Origin of the sequence: Reyranella sp. (assembly GCF_044224635.1) — a bacterium.
In the GTDB taxonomy this organism is placed as follows: domain Bacteria; phylum Pseudomonadota; class Alphaproteobacteria; order Reyranellales; family Reyranellaceae; genus Reyranella.
In genome coordinates this window covers 1-17,093 of record NZ_JBGAKA010000047.1, presented here as the reverse complement: position 1 = coordinate 17,093, position 17,093 = coordinate 1, and the positions used below count along the sequence as shown (strand labels likewise).

The window sequence follows — 17,093 nt, the reverse complement described above, 5'->3', positions numbered from 1 at the left end:
AAGATGAGAGTAGCGCCATGACCATTGATCATCCGAATCGATCGATGACCACCAGTCCAACGGCCATTCTGACGATGCTGCTGTGTCTCGTCCTGATCGTGTTTACGTTAGTGCAGTGGCAGGCCAGCCGATGGAGCGAGCTTGTCTGGCTTGCGGCCTTCGTCGCGATGGTGGCGATCCGCACGCCCTATGCCCATCGCAACCGGGCGAACACGATCGTCGTCGCGCGCAACGACCTCGTCGAAAGGTTCCTCCTGGTAGCGATGTTTCTGACCATGATGGTCCTGCCGCTGGTTCATCTTGCGACCGGCATCTTCGGCTTTGCGGACTATGAATTGCCCGATTGGGCGACCGGCATTGGTGCCGTCCTGCAGCTGCCGTTCCTGTGGCTGTTCTGGCGCAGCCATGCCGATCTCGGCCGTAACTGGAGTCCCGGCCTCGAGATCCGCCAGGACCACGGCTTGGTGACCAGCGGAGTTTATGCCCGCATGCGCCATCCGATGTATGGCGCGATCTGGCTGTCGGCCTTGGCCCAGCCGCTGCTGATCCACAACTGGATCGCCGGTGCGCTCGTCATTCCAGCCTTCGCAGCGATGTGGTTCGTCCGCACGCCGCACGAGGAGGCGATGCTGCGCGCCTCGTTTGGCGATGCTTATGACGCGTATGCGCGCCGCACGGGCCGCTTGTTCCCCCGGATTGCGCAGTGACGCAAGCCGTGTCTCCGAGCTTTCTCATAAAGGATTCGGCATGAACCCCACGCATCAAGGGATCTATCCGGATGTGCCGCATCGTCCTACGCTCGCCTACACGCTGACTCCGCATGTGGGCATGCTGCCGATTGGCGAGCGATTCCTGCTCTGGGCTCTGCGTCAATGGCAATGCGAGGTCGCAGCATGGGAGGCCGGCCGGACGCTTCCAGCGGGAGGGTCAGCGTTGCAGCATGGCTTTGACGTCGCTGGCCTCCGTCAGGGTCTGCCGCATTTTGCGATGGTCATGGACACCTTTCTCTGTAGCGCGACGCGACCCCTGGAGATCTATCCGTCCCTCGCGCCGATCGTTGGTCCCGACGAGGGAACGATTCTTGCCCTGCTGGGTTTGGCGCAAGGCGGGCTGGATGAGCCGCTCGCGGCCTGCTTCTCGGCCATGCTGTCGCCGCAGAGCTGCGCGGCTGCAATCCTTCAATTGAAGCTGCTGGCCAGGCTGATGAAGGAGGCTGGATTCGAATCGGCGCCATGTTGTTGCCGTAGCTGGCTCCATTGATCAGATGGGCGTGAACGTTTGGACGGAGAAAGCCCAGGCGCTTCACGGGCTGACGCTCGAACGACTGCCCGCTAGCGGCCGTTCAATTGTCGGGTCACGCGTTGGGCGACATCGTTCAAGGCCTCGACGGATGGATCCCGGCCGCTCGGATCGCGCCGATCCGGCCCGGCGATCGCCACGACGGCAACCAGCTCGCCCTGAGAATCGAAGATTGGCGCGGCGGCGCCCCGAACGTTCTCCACAAAGTGCCCCTTCAACCAGGCGCAGCCGGCCTTTCGAACACCTGCCTTGATGGCGTCGATCCTGGCGGCCGTGGTGGGCACTCTGGGGTCTTCGTTGCCAAGCTCGCGCTTGAGCTGCGCCGCCGTGTTGCGTGCCGGCAGATGGGCGAGAAACACCTGGCCAGTCGCCGACGACAGCAGGGGAAAGATGGTGCCAAGCCCCAGCGAGGTGACGCCGATGCCGCCGCCGCGCAGCCAGCGCACGATGGTCGGACCCTCGTCGCCCCACACGGCGAGCGTGCCGCCTTCTTCGATCCTTGCCACCAACTCCTTCAAAGCCGTGGTCGCAAGCTCGATGGCCTCGACACGGGCCAGGGCGGCGAGGCCGACGCTGAGCGAGCGCGAGCCGAGATCGTAGCGGCCCGTCGCTGGATCCTGGGCGGCGAAGCCGCAGCGCACCAAACTTACGAGATAGCGGCGCGCCTGGCTCGCCGACAGGCCGGTGTCGCGCGCCACCTCGCCCAAGGTCATGGGACCGCGACGGCCGACCAGCGCATTCAGCACGGCGAGCCCCGTCTCGACGGATTGGATGCCCTGCAGGTCTTTCGACGCTGTCGGGCGGACGGCCTTGCCGCCACGCTGCCTGGGCGTTCCCGGCTTGGCCATGTCTAGGTTTCAGCCTGCTCCCTGAAGACGATCAGATTTCCGAAGCCGTCGGCCGGGTCAACGCAAATCGTGCCGCCAAGGTCGCGGCAGGGCACCTTTCCGTCGGACAGGCAGGATCGCAGCACATCGAGGGAAACGACCTCCACCAGATAGCCGAGATAGCCGGCCCCGGCCGCCGTCGCGACGGTCAGGCCGAACCGCCTCTTCGCCGTCTCCGACGACATCACCGCGAGGTCGACCTGACCCGGCGTCGTGCACACCGCTTCGCCCGATTGCCTTGTGGATGCGTCGAACAGATCGCCGTAGCGGCGAGCGACAGCGGCCGGCTCGTCGGCCACCGCGAACACTGTTGTCATGCGTTGCGCGCCGTTGGCATGAACCCGCCATTCGGGCCGCAGATAGAGGTCGACATTGAAGTAGCGGCAGGCGTTGAAGGCGAGGGGGGCCGCGACGGGCATGAGGACGTCGAATTCCGGGAACACGGATTGCTCGGGCGCGATCTTCCATTCGCGCTTCACATGGACGGGCGGCGCTGCGGCAAAGCCGTGCTTCAGCATGGCCTGCTGGGCGGCGACAGCATCCTCCGTGCCCAGCACCATCGACTTGATGCCTTCCGGCCCCGACAGGACCTTGGCCATCGGCGGCGGCAGGCGCGCGCGGTCGTGCGCGGACATCAGCTCGATGTAGTTGGCGAAGCCCGGGATGCCCTGCCGCATCAGCACGAGATGATTGGAGATCCCCATCGCCTCGATGCGGCTGAGCGGCGACAAAGTGAAGCCCATGCGCCGGAAGGTCGCCGCCGCCGCGTCGAGGTCGCGGACATAGGTCAGCAGGTGGTCGATTTCACGGATCGCTTTCGTCATGGTTCTCTCAGATGCCAGCGGTGGACCGTCGCCGTCCTGTCAGCAACGGCAGGCCGAGCGTCACCAGGACGAATGCGGCCGTGAGGAATTTCAGGTCAGATGGGTGCAGCCCCGTCGCCAGCCCGAGCGAGACGATCTGGTAGTAGACCAGCGAGCCCACGATCGGGGCCACGACCTGGCGGCCGATGGTCGAGCGCCCGACGATTGCCTCGCCGACGATCAGCGCGGCGAGCCCGTTCACCAGCACGCCGAAGCCCATGGTCACGTCGGCATAGCCCTGCTGCTGCACGACGATTGCGCCGCCCAGGGCGGCCAGCGCATTGGCGAGGCCGAAGCCCAGCACGATGTAGAGCGTGGAGTTGATGGCGAGCGCGGGGGCCAGACGCGCATTGGCGCCGACGCAGCGCAGCGACAGGCCGATCTCGGTGCCGTAGAAGGCGATCAGCGCGCCCGCGATCGCCGCGGCGAGGGCGGCGAACAGGCCGGCCTGCAGCCAGACGCTCGACAGGATATGCGGCGACAGCGCATCGAAGATCGACAGCTCGGGCGGCACGGGCATGTTCGGCATCCCCATGGTCCTGAGATCGACGCTCCAGATCATGGTCGCGACCAGGATGCCGGCGAGCAGCGAGGGGATGCGGAAGCGCAGATGGATCAGGGCGGTGGCGACGCCGGCCGCGAAGCCCGCGGCGATCGCCAGCACCGTGCCGCTCCAGGGATCAAGGCCCATCGCCAGCACGGCAGCCACGACGCAGCCGCCCAGCGGGAAGCTCCCCTCCACGGTGAGATCCGGCAGGGCGAGCGTGCGGAACGGGATCATGATGGCCAGCGCCACGAAGGAATAGACGGGCCCCTGCACCAGGGTGACGGGGATCAGGTTGACGAAGGTGTCGATCACGGTGCGGCCCGGGAAAGGACCATGCGATCGTCGTTGAGATGGAAGCGGCGTATCAGATCGGCGACACCGAGGCCCTTTTTCTCTCCCGGGCCGATATCGGCCACGATGCGGCCGGCGTCCATCATGATCACGCGGCTGCCGTAGGCCAGCGCATGCTCCATGTTGTGGGTGACCATCAGCGTCGTGAGTCCGTCCGCCGCAACCAGGGACAATGTCGCCTCCATCACCAGGACGGAGGTGCGTGGGTCGAGCGCTGCCGTGTGCTCGTCGAGCAGCAGTAGCTTGGGCGGGCGAAGTGTCGCCATGGCGAGCGCCAGGGCCTGTCGCTGGCCACCCGACAGGGTGCCGGCAGCGGCCTGCAGGCGATCCTCCAGCCCAAGCTTCAGCTTCGCCAGGCTTTCCCGGTACAGGTCACGCCGGTGCGCCGACCGGGCGCGTCGCAGCCCGCGACCATCGGCGCGCAACAGCGCCAGAGTCATGTTCTCCTCGATGCTGAGGGATGGGGCGGTGCCGATCATCGGATCCTGGAAGACGCGCGCGACGAGACGGGCGCGGCCGTGCTGGGGCACCTTCGTCATGTCCGTCGCATCGATCTCAAGGCGGCCCTCGTCCGGCAGGAGGGCGCCGCCCAGCAGGTTCAGGAGGGTGCTCTTGCCTGCGCCGTTGCCGCCGATCACGGTCACGAATTCGGCCCGCGCGACGTCGAGGTCGATGCCGGCGATGGCGACCTTCTCGGACGCCGTCCCGGCGTTGAACGCCTTGCGCAAGCCGCGGGCCGAGATCATCGGCAGGCTACTGCACCAGGCACTTGCAGTCGCTGAGCGCCGCCGGCAGGGCGATGTCGAGCGCCTTCAGCTTCTGGCCGTTGATCAGGGGTATGTGCTGGGCCGCCGTCGGACGATAGGGCGGGATGGTCGCGGGATCGGCACCTTTGAGGATGCGGCCGGCGATCCTGCCGGCGGCTTCACCTGACTGGCCGAACGAAACGGCGAAGGCAGCGAGCGCATAGTTCTGCTGCACCGCCTGTGGGATCGAGGTCAGGACCGGCAGCTTGGCGCGATCGGCGGTCGCCGAGATCGCCGCCATGCCCTGCTGGATGCGCCCTGACGCCACGGTGAAGAGCGCATCGACGCGGCCCACTGCCGACTGCACCCGCTGCGGCAGCTCGTTCGGGTTGTCGACGCCGATCCGAACCATGGCGATGCCGTGCTTGGCGGCGATGCCTTCCATGCCGTCGACGGCGGCCTTCGAGCTGTCGTCGCCGGTGTCGTAGAGCAGGCCGAGCCGCTTGAGGTTGGGCAGCAGCGTCTTGAAGAAGCCCAGCACCGCATCGTAGTCGAGCGCCACCGAGGCGCCGGTCATCAGCCTGTCGCCCTTGTCCCAGGACGGCACCAGCCCGGCATGCACGGGATCGGCGATCGGCATGAAGACGATGGGGAAGGTGCGCGAGCGCAGCTGGTTGCGCGCGGCGACCGAGACGGGCGTGGCCACCGTCACCATCAGGTCGGGCCGCGCACCGGCCAGCCGTGTCAGCATCTGCGGGATGAGCGAGGCATCGAAGTTGACGTTGGTCTCGTCGAAGGCCACGGCGTTGCCGTCGGCGAAGCCTTCCTCGGCGAGACCCTTCTTGAAGCCCGTGATCGCTTCGTTGAGGGTCGGATGGGGGCCCCACCCGGCGATCGCGACCTTCTTCGGCTGGGCCGATGCGGCCCCCGCCATCACCAGCGACATCGCGACGAGCAGTCCAAGAAGTCTCTTCATCCCTGCCTCCGACCAGCCCTTCGGGTACAATTGCATATTGTGCAATAGAGCGCATAGTATGCAAGAGGCGAGCCGGAGATCGGTCGATGAAGGCGGTTTTCTTCAAGCAGCACGGAGATCTTTCGGTCCTGCAGTACGGCGACCTGCCGCTGCCCGAGCCGGCGCCGGGCTGGGTACGGATCAAGGTCCGGGCCTGCGGGCTGAACCAGCTCGACATCTTCGCCCGCCGCGGCATGCCGGGAATCGAGGTCGAGCTGCCGGGCATCACCGGTGGCGACTGTGCCGGCATGATCGACAAGCTGGGTGACGGCGTCGAGGGCTGGCGCGTCGGCGAGCGGGTCGTCCCGGTCGCCCATCACGTCGACTGGACCAACGGCTCGTTCGAGATGCTGGGCGAGACGCGCAATGGCGCCATGGCCGAGTACTGCACTGTTCGCGCCAGCCAGCTCATCCGCATTCCCGACGCAGTGTCCGATGAGAAGGCGGCAGCGCTGCCCTGCGCCTACGGCACGGCGCATCGCATGCTGCACGAGCGCGGCCGGGTGAAGGCGGGCGAGACCATGCTGGTGCTGGGTGCATCGGGCGGCGTCGGCACGGCAACCGTGCTGCTCGCCAAGCTCGCCGGCTGCCAGGTCATCGCCGCCGCCGGCAGCGACGACAAATGCACCCGGCTGCGCGCGCTCGGCGCCGACGACACGATCAACTATGCGACGACAGCCATCGATCGCTACATCCGACAGAAGACCGGCTCGCTGTTTCGCGGCGGCGGAGTCGATATCGTCGTGAACTTCACCGCGGGCGACAGCTGGGCACCCTCGATGCGCTGCGTGAAGCGCTTCGGGCGGTTGCTGTGCTGCGGCGGCACCGCGGGCTACCAGGCGATCACCGACATTCCCTATCTCTTTACCTCCGAGATGACCGTCGTGGGGTCCACGGGATGGAGCGCCGAGGACCAGCAGGCCTGCCTCGACCTCGTGGCGGCGGGCCGGCTCGATCCGCCGATCGATCGTGTCAGCCCGCTCAGCGACGGCATCGAGGCGGTGCGGACGCTGGAAGGCCGGGAGATCTTCGGCAAGGTCATCCTCAAGCCGTGAGCGCGCGCTTCGCCGACGCCGGAGACATCGCGGCCTTCGCGCGGACGCCGCTCGAGGCGCGCCTGGCCGGTCGCGATCTTGGCGTCAGGCTCGCGGCGCTGGCCGATGCCGACGCCAACGCGCCCGCCGTGATCTATCTGCCGACGGGCAAGGCCGATGGAGGGCAGACGCCCTTCACACGCCGCCAGCTCGTCGATGCCGCAGCGTCCTTCGCGAGACAGCTGATCGGGCAGGGGGTCGGCGCGGAGGATGTCGTGGCGTCCTTGCTGCCCAACGGTCCCGGAACACTGGCGGCCTGCCTCGGCGTGATGTCGGTCGGCATCCTGGCGCCCATCAATCTCTATCTCGAGCCCGCCCAGATCCGGAAGCTGTTGGCCGATTGCGGTGCCAGGATCGTGCTGGTGCCGCGCCATGCGCCGCCCGCGATCGCCAATGCCCTGGCGGCCGTAGCGGATGGCAACGGGCCGTTGCCGGTGGTCGTCGACACCGACGCGCTGCCCGCCTCGCAAGGTGTGCCGCTGCCTCGACGCGACCTGACGGACCACGTGGCGCTGTTCCATACCGGGGGGACCACCGGCTTGCCGAAGTTCGTGCCGCTCACGGCGCGCAACCTGGCGGCGGGCGCGGTCATCTCGCAGTTCGCCTATGGCTACGCGGAGGGCGATCGCGTGCTCTGCGCCATGCCGATGTTCCATGTCGGCGGCCTGTTCGCCTGCTCGCTCTTCCCGCTGAGCGCCGGCGGCAGCGTCGTGCTGGCCGGGCCATCGGGCTATCGCGGCGATGGCGTCGTGGCGGCGCTGCGCGAGACGATGGCAGCGCTCGAGCTCACCGTGATGGTGGGACCGCCCACGATCATGGCGCAGATCGCGGCCAATCCGCCGGCGAAAGGCGAGCTGCCGCGGCTTCGCCTCTTCATCAATGGTGCCGCGGCTTTGCCGCGCAGCGTCGGCACGCGGCTGAGTGAAGCCTCTGGCATCCCCGTGGTCGAGCCGTGGGGCCTGACCGAAGCGACGCTTGCGGTCACCTGTGGTCCGCGCGACGGTGGGTTGCGGCAGGGCTCGGTCGGGATGGCGCTGCCTTACTGCGCCGTGAAGGCCGTTCGCACCGACGCGGCGGGCAAGCCCGTCAGCGACTGCATGGCCGACGAGATCGGCGTGCTGGCGGTGCACGGACCGATGGTATTCGACGGCTATCTAGACCGCCCACCCGACCAGCAGCCGTTCTTCGCCGAGGGCTGGCTCGACACCGGCGATCTCGGCCGCGTCGATGGCGACGGCTTCGTCTGGGTGACCGGCCGTGCCAAGGAACTGATCAAGCGCGGCGGCCACGGCATCGATCCCGGCATGATCGAGGACGCTTTTTCGGCGCACCCGTCAGTGGCGCTGGCCGCGGCGGTCGGCAAGCCGGACGCCTATGCCGGCGAGGTGCCGGTCGTTTACGTGCAGCTCCGTTCCAACGCCCCGGTCGATGCCGAAACGCTGCTTGCCTTTGCGCGCGCGCTCATTTCCGAACGTGCCGCCATTCCGCGCGAGGTCGTGATCTTGCCCAGCCTGCCGGTCACCGCAATCGGCAAGGTGCACAAACAAACCTTGAAGCTCGACATCTCGCGACGTGCCATGGAGGAGGTCGTGCGGCAGATCGTCGGCGCAGAGGGCCGGTTCGAGGTGATCGTCGAGCCGCACTCCCTGCATGGTCTCATCGTCAGAGTGAGTGTGCAGACCAGCCACATGGCGATCGCACGGGAGCAGCTCTCGGCCTTTTCTGTGCATACCGATATCGTCGCGCTCGACTGACGTCATCGTGTGAAGAATCCAGGTTGGTTCTTTTCAACAGATCCGAGGCTTTCCGATTGCGTCGAGTCAGCGCACGTCCGCCGTCTAATTGCCTCGCGTAGATCCGGATGGCGGGCGGTGGCCGTTGCGCGGTAGCGAGCGCAGCTCCGGATTCAAGAAAACGGACTGGGGTGGCCAAGCTCAAAGCTGGCTACACGATGCCGAGACGATCAAGAGCATTTCCACGGCTCATGGACGAGTCGCTCGTTCGATCACCACTTCGGCCTCCGGCGTGCATGCGCCCACTTGATCAGTACTCTCCTGCGCCAGCGCCGCAGCATCGCCGAGTCCATGGAAAGGAGCGTGAATGCAGCCGGCAGCAGGACGGGTCCTGCTGGCGGAAGCACGCCGCGTATCAGGAGCGCAAGGCCCAGCGCGACCCGCACGGCGCGTCGTCGCGGCACACGCACTCTGAACTTGCCAAAGGAGAGATAGCGTGCCGGCGCATTGGTCGCCGAGACGTCACTCCTGATCATCGGGTAAAGTCTCGCCGGCCAGCAGCCGGCGGGCGCACCGTTCAGCCTCTTGACGATCCGGCGCGACAGCGAAACGCAGGCCGAACGCCGCCGTGACTGCCAAAGCCTGCGCCCGCTTCAGCAGACGCTTGGCACGATCCGGTTCGACAGCGACGGCGCCCCGGCAGATCGCTGCCAGCGCCTTCTTGTTCTTCTTCAGCCAAAGCGTCTGGGCCTTCTGATCCTCGTGCGCAGGACTCTCGACACTGTCGAGGAACACGAAGGCGAAGGGCGCGCCGCGTCGGAGAAGGGCATCCATCTCGGCGATCCATTGCGGCGCGTAGCCTTGAGGCAGGCGGCTGCCCGCGATCTCGACGATCGGAAAGCGCGATATGTCGAAGAACCTGGACTCAACGCTCATGCCGCTTGCGCCTCGGGTTCTTAGGTCGGGCCTTCGTTTCCGGCCGGGCCCGAACGAGATCGAGCACGAGCTTCAGGAACATGTCGTCGGCAGGGACCTCATCGCCGGTGACCGCCAGCGCGTCACGGATCTCGACCTGGCTGTGCAGCCAGAACTGGATGAGCGCGCCCGCGATGATCAGCGTCAATCCCGCCGGGATGTCGCTCCTGATGAACCCTTCTTCCTGGCCGCGCTGCATCAGCGGCACCGAGCGGGCATTGAGCACTTGCGATCGCTGCGCCCGCTCGTCCGCCGGACCGTCGACCAGGCGCCAGAGATTGAATCGGAACGCCTCGGGGTGCTCACGCCAATACCGCAGGTAGGTGCGCATCGCGCGGGGAATGGCTTCGGACGGCGGCGCATCGGGCTTCAGCACCTCGGCGACGTAAGCCATGAAGTCGTTCGACAGATGCTCTCCGGCGGTGCGCCAGAGCTTCTCCTTGGTGCCGAAGTGATGATGCAGCAGGCCTTGAGAGACGCCTGCGCGCTGGGCGATGTCGCGCATGGTCGTGCCGTGGAAGCCGCGCTCGGCGAGCACGGCGATGGCGGCCTCCATGATGGAATTCCGGGCATCGGCCTCGGGATAGACCGGCCGCAATACAGGCATCGACGCTCTCCGACGTTGGGGAGGCGACAGTAGCGACTGCAGGTTGACTGGCCAATCGGTCAACATTGACTGATCAAACAGTCAGCGCTATTGAAAGTCAATCGCAACTTCCTCAAGCCCGCGGCGTACCGAGCCGTCAGCCACCGGAAGCGATCGCCAACATTTCTGGGGGAGTGTCATGCGTGCTCGGAAATTCGCTGTCGGCAAAGGTGTTGCCGCGGGCTTCATGGCGTTGACCATCGGTGCACCCGAAGCCGTCAGGGCGCAACAGGCCGGGCCAGCTCTCGAACTTCCTCCGGTGACGGTGACCGCGCGCAAGCGCGACGAGAGCGAGCAGACCGTCCCCATCAGCATGACGGTCTTGGAGGGCAGCCGCCTCGACGTGGCGCCGACGGCGTCCAATGCGGGCCTTGCCCGGTCGGCTCCCAATGTGAACTTCGTGGATCTGGGCGGCCAGTCGTCGAACCTGTTCACGATCCGCGGCGTGGGTTCGTTCTCGCCGATCTCGGCCGACGACACCTCGACCGTGCTCTATGTGAACGAGGCGCCGCAGTCGCTCTATGGTCCGGCGCCCAGCATGCTCGACGTCGATCGCGTCGAGGTCCTGCGCGGACCGCAGGGCACGCTGTTCGGCCGCAACACACAAGCCGGCGCCATCAGCGTGGTCTCCCGGAAGCCGACCTTCGACTGGCAGTTTTCCGCCACCGGCGAGGTCGGCACGTCCGGCTTTGGCCTGGGCGAGTTCGTGTGGAACGCACCGCTGGTCGCCGACCGGCTCGCGGCCCGTGTGGCGATGCGCTACACGACCTATGCGGGCGACGTGCCCAACATTGCTGCCGGCGGCCTGGATGCCGCGCAGAACATCTGGGCCGGGCGCGGCACGCTCCTGTTCGCGCCCACCGCCGAGACATCGGCGACGCTCAGCGTCTCCTACAATCGCCAGAAGGATACGTCACCGCGCTTTCTGCTGCGCAACTACGCCTACTTTCCCACCAGCGCTGTCAATCCCCGCACCGACGTCGACAGCGACTCATTGGGCGTCAACCTAAAGGTCCGGCACGACTTCGGCCCTGCGGTCTTCGAGTCCGTCACGACCTACCAGAACAACTACTCCCGGCAGATCTTCGATCCGGCCGACGGACTCGTCTTCTCCAACCTGACCGGCCTGCAGCCGAGCTTCTTCAACGTGCCGGGGTCCGATCTTGCCGATCTCGGTATCGGCGAGACCATCTTCACCCAGGAGTTCCGGCTGTCGGCGCCCGGCGGCAGCGCGGTCTCCTGGACGGCCGGCCTCAACTACTTCCGCTCCGCGCTGGCGATGGATCGCACCGGGAAGGCGACGACGCCGGCCTTCGCCAGCATCCGCGGCTTCATGGACAACGATTTCGTCACCAACAGCTGGTCGGCCTTTGGTGAGGCGACCGTTCCCGTTGTGGGAGGCCTGAAGGCCACGCTGGGCCTGCGTGGCACGCTGGAGAGCAAGACGGCCAACTACAATTTCAACGGCGCCGGTCAGGCCGGTGTGGTGCCCTACTTCACGCAGAACAGCTCGCTGTCCGACAATTTCGTCACCGGCCGCGGCGGGCTGAGCTACGACTGGACCGACTCGATCATGACCTATTTCTCGGTCGCCCGCGGGTACGTCACGGCGGGCTTTCCCAGCCTCTCGGTCAATACGCCACTCGGCAAGCCGGAGCAGGCCTTCCCGGCTTCAACCAGCTGGACGTACGAGGCGGGCTTCAAGTCGGAGTTCTTCGCCAGGCGTTTGGCGTTGAATGGGGCCTTCTTCTTCAACGACGTGAAGCAGGGTCATCTCGTGGTGTTCAATCCGCCCAGCGCCTCCTTCACCATCGCCGCTCTCGACTACCAGAGCTACGGCGCGGAGCTGGAAGCGACGGCCCGCCCGCTCCAGGGTCTCGAGCTGTTCGCCGGCCTGGGCCTGACACGGGCAATGTTGGTGAACGTGCCGACGAACAGCGCGACTGGCGCGGTTTCGGGAAACACGGTGCCGAACGTTCCGGGTGTGACGGCCACGGCCGGCTTGCGCTACCAAGTTCCCGCGAGCCTCGTCGGTCTGGACGGCAACTTCGTTGGTCACGCGGCTTGGCAGTATGTCGGGTCGCGGGCGGCCGATGTCGCCAACAGCTTCACCCTGGATCCCTACAGCGTCGTCAACCTGCGGGTCGGATGGAAGGGCAAGGCGGTCGAGATCTACGGCTTTGCCTACAATCTCTTCGATCAGCGCTATCAGACCTGGGGGCAGAGCTTTGGCCCGACGACGCCGACCGTGCGCGTTGGGCAGGGGCAGATTCTCGGCCTCGGGACCACGATCAGCTTTTGATCGCCATCATCGCCCTCTGGATGGCTTTCTCGTGCGACTCCGCTTGAGGAGACCGAAACGGCTGGCGAGGGCATCGATATCGATCGCCCGTGACTTTTCGAGAAGCACCTGCTTCATGCCAAGGCCGCGCAGGGCATCCACGAACGCTTCCACGTCCGGATCGCCGACTTCGCGGCCGTAGGCGCGTGCCACCACGGCGTCGAACGCCGTCATGTGCTGGTAGACCATGCGCCGCAAGGCCGGCTCCTGCTCGGCCTCGACGATCAGGTTGAGGAAGAAGCTTATTCGCTTGCGGTCGAAGGCCACCAGCTCCAGGGCAGGCCCGATGTGCTCAGCGTCGTGATGGTCATGGCCGCCATCGCCCGGGTGCCCGTCGCCGTGAACGTGGTCGTCGAGCAGCGCGACGATGAGGTCGACCTTCTTGGGGAAGTAGTAGGTGAGATGCGACTGCCGGATGCCGGCTGCCGCGGCGACCTTGGGCTGGGTCAGCCGCTTCAGCCCCTCGGTGGCCATGATCTCGAGCGCAGCGTCGAGGATGCGCTTGCGCAACGATCCCGCGGCGTCCTTGCGGCGTCGTGGCTTCGTCTCGTTGCTTGCGGCGGCTGTCACGAGGTCCTTCTCGCCAGATCTGGCGGCGGTTCAGTTGCGGCTGGAACGATAGCCGCAATAGCCCAGGGCCTGGAAGTATTTGACCGGTGGACTGCAGCCCGCGTCGGCAAGCAGCGACGCGAGCCGGGCCTCATCGATGGGATGGAAATTGGTGGCGATGCGGGCGAACATAGCCGACACGGCTTCGTCGTCCATCCCCTGCGCCACCGCCCAATTTCGGTAGGCCCCTTGGAACGCTCCGGAGGGGTCGGCGAGGTCGACGAGGAGCAGCGGTGCGCCCGACCGCAGTGGTCGCGCCAGCGCCTTCAGGAAGGCGGCGCGGCCGCCATTGTCCGCCACGAAGTGTGCGGAAAGCAATGCGATCGCGGCGTCGTGCGGCGCGGGCAGGGCGTAGGCCTGCATCTCCATCGCGTGCATCGTGAGGCGATCGGCGTAGCCGCCGCCTGCTGCCCGGCTCCGCGCCGCCTCGAGCATGGGTAATGAGGGATCGACGGCCGTGAAGCTCCAGCCCGGACCGCGGGCTGCGAGATCCGCCAGCTCGCGGCCGGTGCCGAGGCCGGCGATCAGGATGTCAGCTGCCTCCGTCGGCGGCAGGTGCGCCGCCAGCACGCAGGCGGTGAGCCCATGCAGCAGCTCGTAGCCGGGGACGAGGCGCGCGATGCGGATGTCATAGTCGGCCGCCGAATTCTGCGTGAACGTCGCCATCAGCGCGTCTCCATCGCTTGTTGCTTGTTCATGGTCATCGTGACGATCGCCGCCATCAGGCAGACGCCTGCGATCATCGCCGCGCCGCCAAGGGACGGCGCCAGCGGGCTGTGCTGGAGCAGCGCCGCGCCGACGATCGGCCCCAGCACCATGCCCAATCCCTGGCCGACGGCGTTGATGCCGGCCACCTTGCCCTGGGCGCGAATCCCAGTCGCAAGGCTGAGCGCCGCGAGATTGCCGGGCAGCAGCAAGCCAAGCCCGAGGCCGACACCGCAAAGTGCAGCCAGCAAGGCGAGATAGCCCGGCAGGAAGGCCATTGCGAGCATCGACACCAGCGCGACGGCGGCGCCGACGCTGATGAGCCGATGCGGCGACCAACGGAGCCAGCCAACGAGAAAGCCCTGAGAGATGACCATCGCGAGCGAAGCTGCCGTCAGCGTGGCACCGGCGCGTCCCGCCGCAGCCTCCGGTGAGAGACCGAGCGTGTCCTGCAGCCGAAGTCCCGTCGTCGCTTGCAGGAGCGCGTAGGTCGTCACCCCCAGCACGGTGACGATCAGGAACGGCCAGATGCGCCCGAACTCTATCCGCCCGGCCACAGGCGCGGCTGCCTCGATGGCCGGTAGCGACTCCGGCAAGGTTCGCCAGCAGATCAGGCCTGCCGCAGCGACGAACGCGGCAATTGCGGCGAGGCCAAGCGGCAGGCTGAAGCCGGCGAACAGCCAGATCAGGCCCGTGCCGATGACCGAGCCCAGGCCGAACGACGCGGCCATGCGTCCCATCCCCCCGGCACGCCGGTCAGCCGAGGTCGTATCGGCCATGTAGGCTTGCGCTGCCGGGAACAGCCCGCCGCTCGTGATTGATTGCAACACGCGAACGGCCAGCAGCACGGCAAAGGCGGCACCGACGGCGATCCTGCCATCCAGCCGCAGCCCGATGACCGCGGCGAAGAGCGTGAGCGCGATGGCAACGCCCGCGAAGCCCGCGAGGAGCACGAAGCGCCGCCCGCGCTTCTCGGCGACGATGCCCCAGATGGGAGCGGAAACGATAAGCACAAGGGCACCGAGACTGAGCAGTGCTCCGGTCTGCAAGTCGGCAAACCCCATGCGCCGGCCAATCGGCGGCAGCACGACGAACAGGAAGGCATGTCCGGCCGCATTGCCAAGCAATCCGGCGAGTAGCGCGAGGCGCCCGGTCTGTGGGTTCATCTCGCTCTCCTAGAAGCGCAGGCGTCCGCCGACGCCCAGGATCAGGGGCAGGCCGGGGACACCGCCGACCACGATCTGGCCGGCTGGGCTCGCGCCGGCGCGGAAGCCCGACTGGACGTACCCGGCGTTGAACAGGTTTTGGGCATAGGCATAGATGTCGAAGCTCTTTGCCATCAGGCCAGCCCGCAGGTTGACCACGCTGTAGGGATCGAGCGCGTAGCTGTTGGCCGGATCGATCTGCCGAGAGCCGACATACTGGTACTCGACACGACCGAAGAGATTGCCGGAAAGCCGTCCCGCCTCGATGGGATGCTCGTACTGGGCGGCGAGGCTCGTGGTGAAGCCCGGCGCATAGGGCACGGCATTGCCGGCCGACACGCCGCTGTTCGCCGGCGCGCTCGTCACCTGCGCATTCAGGAGCGCGAGCGCGGCCGTGAAGGTGAGGCCGGCGAGCGGCGTGGCCGCCAGCTCGATCTCGCTGCCGTAGGTCCTCGTGTTGGCGTTGGTGACCGAGAACTGCGCGGCGATCGGATTGAAGGTGAAGAGTTGCTCGTCCGTGGTGTCGTTCAGGAAGGCCGCCACGTTGAGGCGCAGCTTCCTGTCGAGGAGGTGACCGCGCATGCCCACCTCGTACGACCAGGTGTAGGAGGGCTTGAACATCGGGCTCGCCACGCCCACCGCGGCATTTTGATTGTAGAAGGGAAATCCGCCGGACTTCTCGCCGCGCGCCACGGTCGCATAGGCGGAGAAGTCGGGCGTGATGTCGAAGCTCAGGCCGCCGCGTCCTGTCAAGAAATCGGAGTTCACCGAGCCGAACTGGGGGAAGTAGGCTTGTGCCAGCGGTCCGCCCGCAGCACCGTAAAAGATGCCGTTGAAGTTCTTGAGCTCGTGGGTGAAGCGCAGGCCCGCGAAGGCACGCAGCCGGTCGACGATCGGCACGGTGATCTCGCCGAACGCGGCCAGGTTGGCGGTGCTCTGGGTCGCGGCGTAGTTACCGTTGGGCAGGGCGGGGCTACGGATGTTCGTGGCGGAATAGAAGCTCGACCACAGTCCGCTGACGCCGCCGACCCAGCGAATCCCGCCCGCTGTCTCGCCATCCAAGCGCAGCTCCTGTGTCCACTGGGACAGGTTCTCGCTGATGTTGCGCACGGCGTTCTGGGCCGAGAAGGCGAAGGGCGAGAGACCGGTCAGCGCCCCGCTCAGGAAGCCGTCGGTGATGTCGGCAGCCAGGCTGAGGCTGTAGGCCTGGAAGCCGGTCAGCGAGGTGAGCTTGGCGCTGCCGAAGTCGTGCACGATGGTCAGCGCGCCGCCGCCCGAATCGAGATCGTTCTGGGGCGCGGGATTGAGCGAGTTCAGCGGAAAGTAGGGCGAACCGACCCAGGCGCCGGTCGTGGGCTTCTGCCGGTCGGTCTGGAAGCGTCCGGCCAGGGTCGCTGTCGTGTTCGGCCCCAGCTCGACATTCACCTTGCCGCTGGCGGCGCCGAGCGTCTGCTGGCGCAGCATGCCGCCGCTGTAGGTCGCCGCCGGGCTGCTGAAGAGCAGGTTATTGATGTCGCCGTCGGTCCCGTAGAACTGGGCCGCGACGCGCGCCGTGACGTTGTCGGCGAGCGCGCCGTTCGCCGTCGCCGTGAGCTGGCGCAGATTGTAGCTGCCGTATTCCGCGCCGATCTCGAAGGCGCGCTCCTTCGTCGGATCGTTGCTGGTGAGGCTGATCGCGCCGGCTTGGGAATTCTGGCCGAACAGCGTTCCCTGTGGGCCGCGCAGCACCTCGATGCGCGAGAGGTCGAGGAAGCGGATGTCGAAGGCGCGCTGCGGCAGCGGCACGCCGTCGATGTAGTAGGTGATCGAGGGAGAGATCAGCGCCGACGACGAGCCGATGCCACGGATGTTCAGCAGGTTTGCTTCGGGGATTCCTGAGTCGGTGAAGTTGAAGTTGGGGATCGAGCGATAGAGGTCTCGGCTGTCGCGGATGTTCTGGTCACGCAGGTCCTCGCCGGTCACCGCCGTGACGCTGAACGGCACCTTCTGGATCGGTTCCTCGAAGCGGCGCGAGGTTACCGTCACCGGGGCCAGGACGACGGGAGGCTGCGCCGAAGAGGTGGAGGTGGATGTCTGC

At 66.7% G+C, this 17,093-nt stretch carries 16 protein-coding genes; 5 read left to right on the top strand and 11 right to left on the bottom strand.

Going from position 1 to position 17,093, the window contains the following annotated elements; all coding sequences use genetic code 11:
- Positions 1-17 precede the first annotated feature (17 nt).
- Positions 18-707, top strand: coding sequence for a protein-S-isoprenylcysteine O-methyltransferase (locus tag ACILR9_RS29865; RefSeq protein WP_395713627.1), 690 nt, complete (start codon positions 18-20; stop codon positions 705-707).
- A 40-nt stretch (positions 708-747) separates the two neighbouring features.
- Complete coding sequence (locus ACILR9_RS29860) at positions 748-1,260, top strand: hypothetical protein (RefSeq protein ID WP_395713626.1); 513 nt, start codon at positions 748-750, stop codon at positions 1,258-1,260.
- Positions 1,261-1,331: 71 nt separating this feature from the next.
- Here ACILR9_RS29860 and ACILR9_RS29855 read toward each other — a convergent pair whose 3' ends face one another.
- Genes ACILR9_RS29855 through ACILR9_RS29835 form a run of 5 tightly spaced genes read right to left on the bottom strand, consistent with a single transcriptional unit; the run spans position 1,332 to position 5,669 of the window.
- Positions 1,332-2,147, bottom strand: coding sequence for an IclR family transcriptional regulator (locus ACILR9_RS29855; protein ID WP_395713625.1), 816 nt, complete (start codon positions 2,145-2,147; stop codon positions 1,332-1,334).
- A gap of 2 nt (positions 2,148-2,149) precedes the next feature.
- Positions 2,150-3,010: a VOC family protein gene (locus ACILR9_RS29850; protein ID WP_395713624.1), complete on the bottom strand. Its 861-nt coding sequence runs from the start codon at positions 3,008-3,010 to the stop codon at positions 2,150-2,152.
- Positions 3,011-3,017: 7 nt separating this feature from the next.
- Positions 3,018-3,908, bottom strand: coding sequence for an ABC transporter permease (locus ACILR9_RS29845; RefSeq protein ID WP_395713623.1), 891 nt, complete (start codon positions 3,906-3,908; stop codon positions 3,018-3,020).
- Complete coding sequence (locus ACILR9_RS29840; protein WP_395713622.1) at positions 3,905-4,693, bottom strand: ABC transporter ATP-binding protein; 789 nt, start codon at positions 4,691-4,693, stop codon at positions 3,905-3,907. The genes ACILR9_RS29845 and ACILR9_RS29840 overlap by 4 nt, the downstream gene beginning before the upstream one ends.
- 7 nt (positions 4,694-4,700) lie before the next feature.
- Positions 4,701-5,669, bottom strand: a complete 969-nt coding sequence (locus ACILR9_RS29835; protein WP_395713621.1) for an ABC transporter substrate-binding protein — start codon at positions 5,667-5,669, stop codon at positions 4,701-4,703.
- A gap of 86 nt (positions 5,670-5,755) precedes the next feature.
- On the opposite strand from ACILR9_RS29835, the gene ACILR9_RS29830 reads away from it, so the two are divergent.
- Positions 5,756-6,763: a zinc-binding alcohol dehydrogenase family protein gene (locus ACILR9_RS29830; RefSeq protein WP_395713620.1), complete on the top strand. Its 1,008-nt coding sequence runs from the start codon at positions 5,756-5,758 to the stop codon at positions 6,761-6,763.
- On the top strand, positions 6,760-8,556 hold the full coding sequence (locus tag ACILR9_RS29825; RefSeq protein WP_395713619.1) for an AMP-binding protein: 1,797 nt from the start codon (positions 6,760-6,762) through the stop codon (positions 8,554-8,556). Before ACILR9_RS29830 ends, ACILR9_RS29825 begins: the two co-directional genes overlap by 4 nt.
- Before the next feature lie 501 nt (positions 8,557-9,057).
- On the opposite strand, the gene ACILR9_RS29820 is transcribed toward ACILR9_RS29825, so the two are convergent.
- Both ACILR9_RS29820 and ACILR9_RS29815 read right to left on the bottom strand, forming a co-directional pair.
- Positions 9,058-9,471, bottom strand: coding sequence for a hypothetical protein (locus tag ACILR9_RS29820; RefSeq protein WP_395713618.1), 414 nt, complete (start codon positions 9,469-9,471; stop codon positions 9,058-9,060).
- Positions 9,461-10,108 carry a TetR/AcrR family transcriptional regulator gene (locus tag ACILR9_RS29815; protein WP_395713617.1) on the bottom strand — a complete coding sequence of 216 codons (648 nt, stop codon included), beginning with the start codon at positions 10,106-10,108 and terminating at the stop codon, positions 9,461-9,463. Before ACILR9_RS29815 ends, ACILR9_RS29820 begins: the two co-directional genes overlap by 11 nt.
- A 187-nt stretch (positions 10,109-10,295) precedes the next feature.
- Here ACILR9_RS29815 and ACILR9_RS29810 point away from each other — a divergent pair, with 187 nt between their 5' ends.
- Positions 10,296-12,458: a TonB-dependent receptor gene (locus ACILR9_RS29810; RefSeq protein ID WP_395713616.1), complete on the top strand. Its 2,163-nt coding sequence runs from the start codon at positions 10,296-10,298 to the stop codon at positions 12,456-12,458.
- Positions 12,459-12,464: 6 nt separating this feature from the next.
- On the opposite strand, the gene ACILR9_RS29805 is transcribed toward ACILR9_RS29810, so the two are convergent.
- The 4 genes from ACILR9_RS29805 to ACILR9_RS29790 all read right to left on the bottom strand — a co-directional run.
- Entirely contained in the window at positions 12,465-13,067 is a 603-nt protein-coding gene (locus ACILR9_RS29805) for a TetR/AcrR family transcriptional regulator (protein WP_395713615.1), read from the bottom strand.
- 30 nt (positions 13,068-13,097) lie between these two features.
- A complete protein-coding gene (locus ACILR9_RS29800) occupies positions 13,098-13,772 on the bottom strand; it encodes a class I SAM-dependent methyltransferase (RefSeq protein ID WP_395713614.1) in 675 nt (224 codons plus the stop codon).
- Complete coding sequence (locus tag ACILR9_RS29795) at positions 13,772-14,977, bottom strand: MFS transporter (RefSeq protein ID WP_395713613.1); 1,206 nt, start codon at positions 14,975-14,977, stop codon at positions 13,772-13,774. Before ACILR9_RS29795 ends, ACILR9_RS29800 begins: the two co-directional genes overlap by 1 nt.
- 9 nt (positions 14,978-14,986) lie before the next feature.
- On the bottom strand, positions 14,987-17,093 hold a 2,107-nt coding region (locus tag ACILR9_RS29790; RefSeq protein WP_395713612.1), incomplete at its 5' end, for a TonB-dependent receptor.

Excerpts from the sequence above, each read along its gene's own strand:
- ACILR9_RS29840 (WP_395713622.1), bottom strand. The coding sequence starts at position 4,693 with ATGATCTCGGCCCGCGGCTTGCGCAAGGCGTTCAACGCCGGGACGGCG.
- ACILR9_RS29800 (WP_395713614.1), bottom strand. The coding sequence starts at position 13,772 with ATGGCGACGTTCACGCAGAATTCGGCGGCCGACTATGACATCCGCATC.
- ACILR9_RS29830 (WP_395713620.1), top strand. The coding sequence starts at position 5,756 with ATGAAGGCGGTTTTCTTCAAGCAGCACGGAGATCTTTCGGTCCTGCAG.
- ACILR9_RS29865 (WP_395713627.1), top strand. The coding sequence starts at position 18 with ATGACCATTGATCATCCGAATCGATCGATGACCACCAGTCCAACGGCC.
- ACILR9_RS29835 (WP_395713621.1), bottom strand. The coding sequence starts at position 5,669 with ATGAAGAGACTTCTTGGACTGCTCGTCGCGATGTCGCTGGTGATGGCG.
- ACILR9_RS29795 (WP_395713613.1), bottom strand. The coding sequence starts at position 14,977 with ATGAACCCACAGACCGGGCGCCTCGCGCTACTCGCCGGATTGCTTGGC.
- ACILR9_RS29860 (WP_395713626.1), top strand. The coding sequence starts at position 748 with ATGAACCCCACGCATCAAGGGATCTATCCGGATGTGCCGCATCGTCCT.
- ACILR9_RS29820 (WP_395713618.1), bottom strand. The coding sequence starts at position 9,471 with ATGAGCGTTGAGTCCAGGTTCTTCGACATATCGCGCTTTCCGATCGTC.
- ACILR9_RS29855 (WP_395713625.1), bottom strand. The coding sequence starts at position 2,147 with ATGGCCAAGCCGGGAACGCCCAGGCAGCGTGGCGGCAAGGCCGTCCGC.
- ACILR9_RS29810 (WP_395713616.1), top strand. The coding sequence starts at position 10,296 with ATGCGTGCTCGGAAATTCGCTGTCGGCAAAGGTGTTGCCGCGGGCTTC.
- ACILR9_RS29850 (WP_395713624.1), bottom strand. The coding sequence starts at position 3,010 with ATGACGAAAGCGATCCGTGAAATCGACCACCTGCTGACCTATGTCCGC.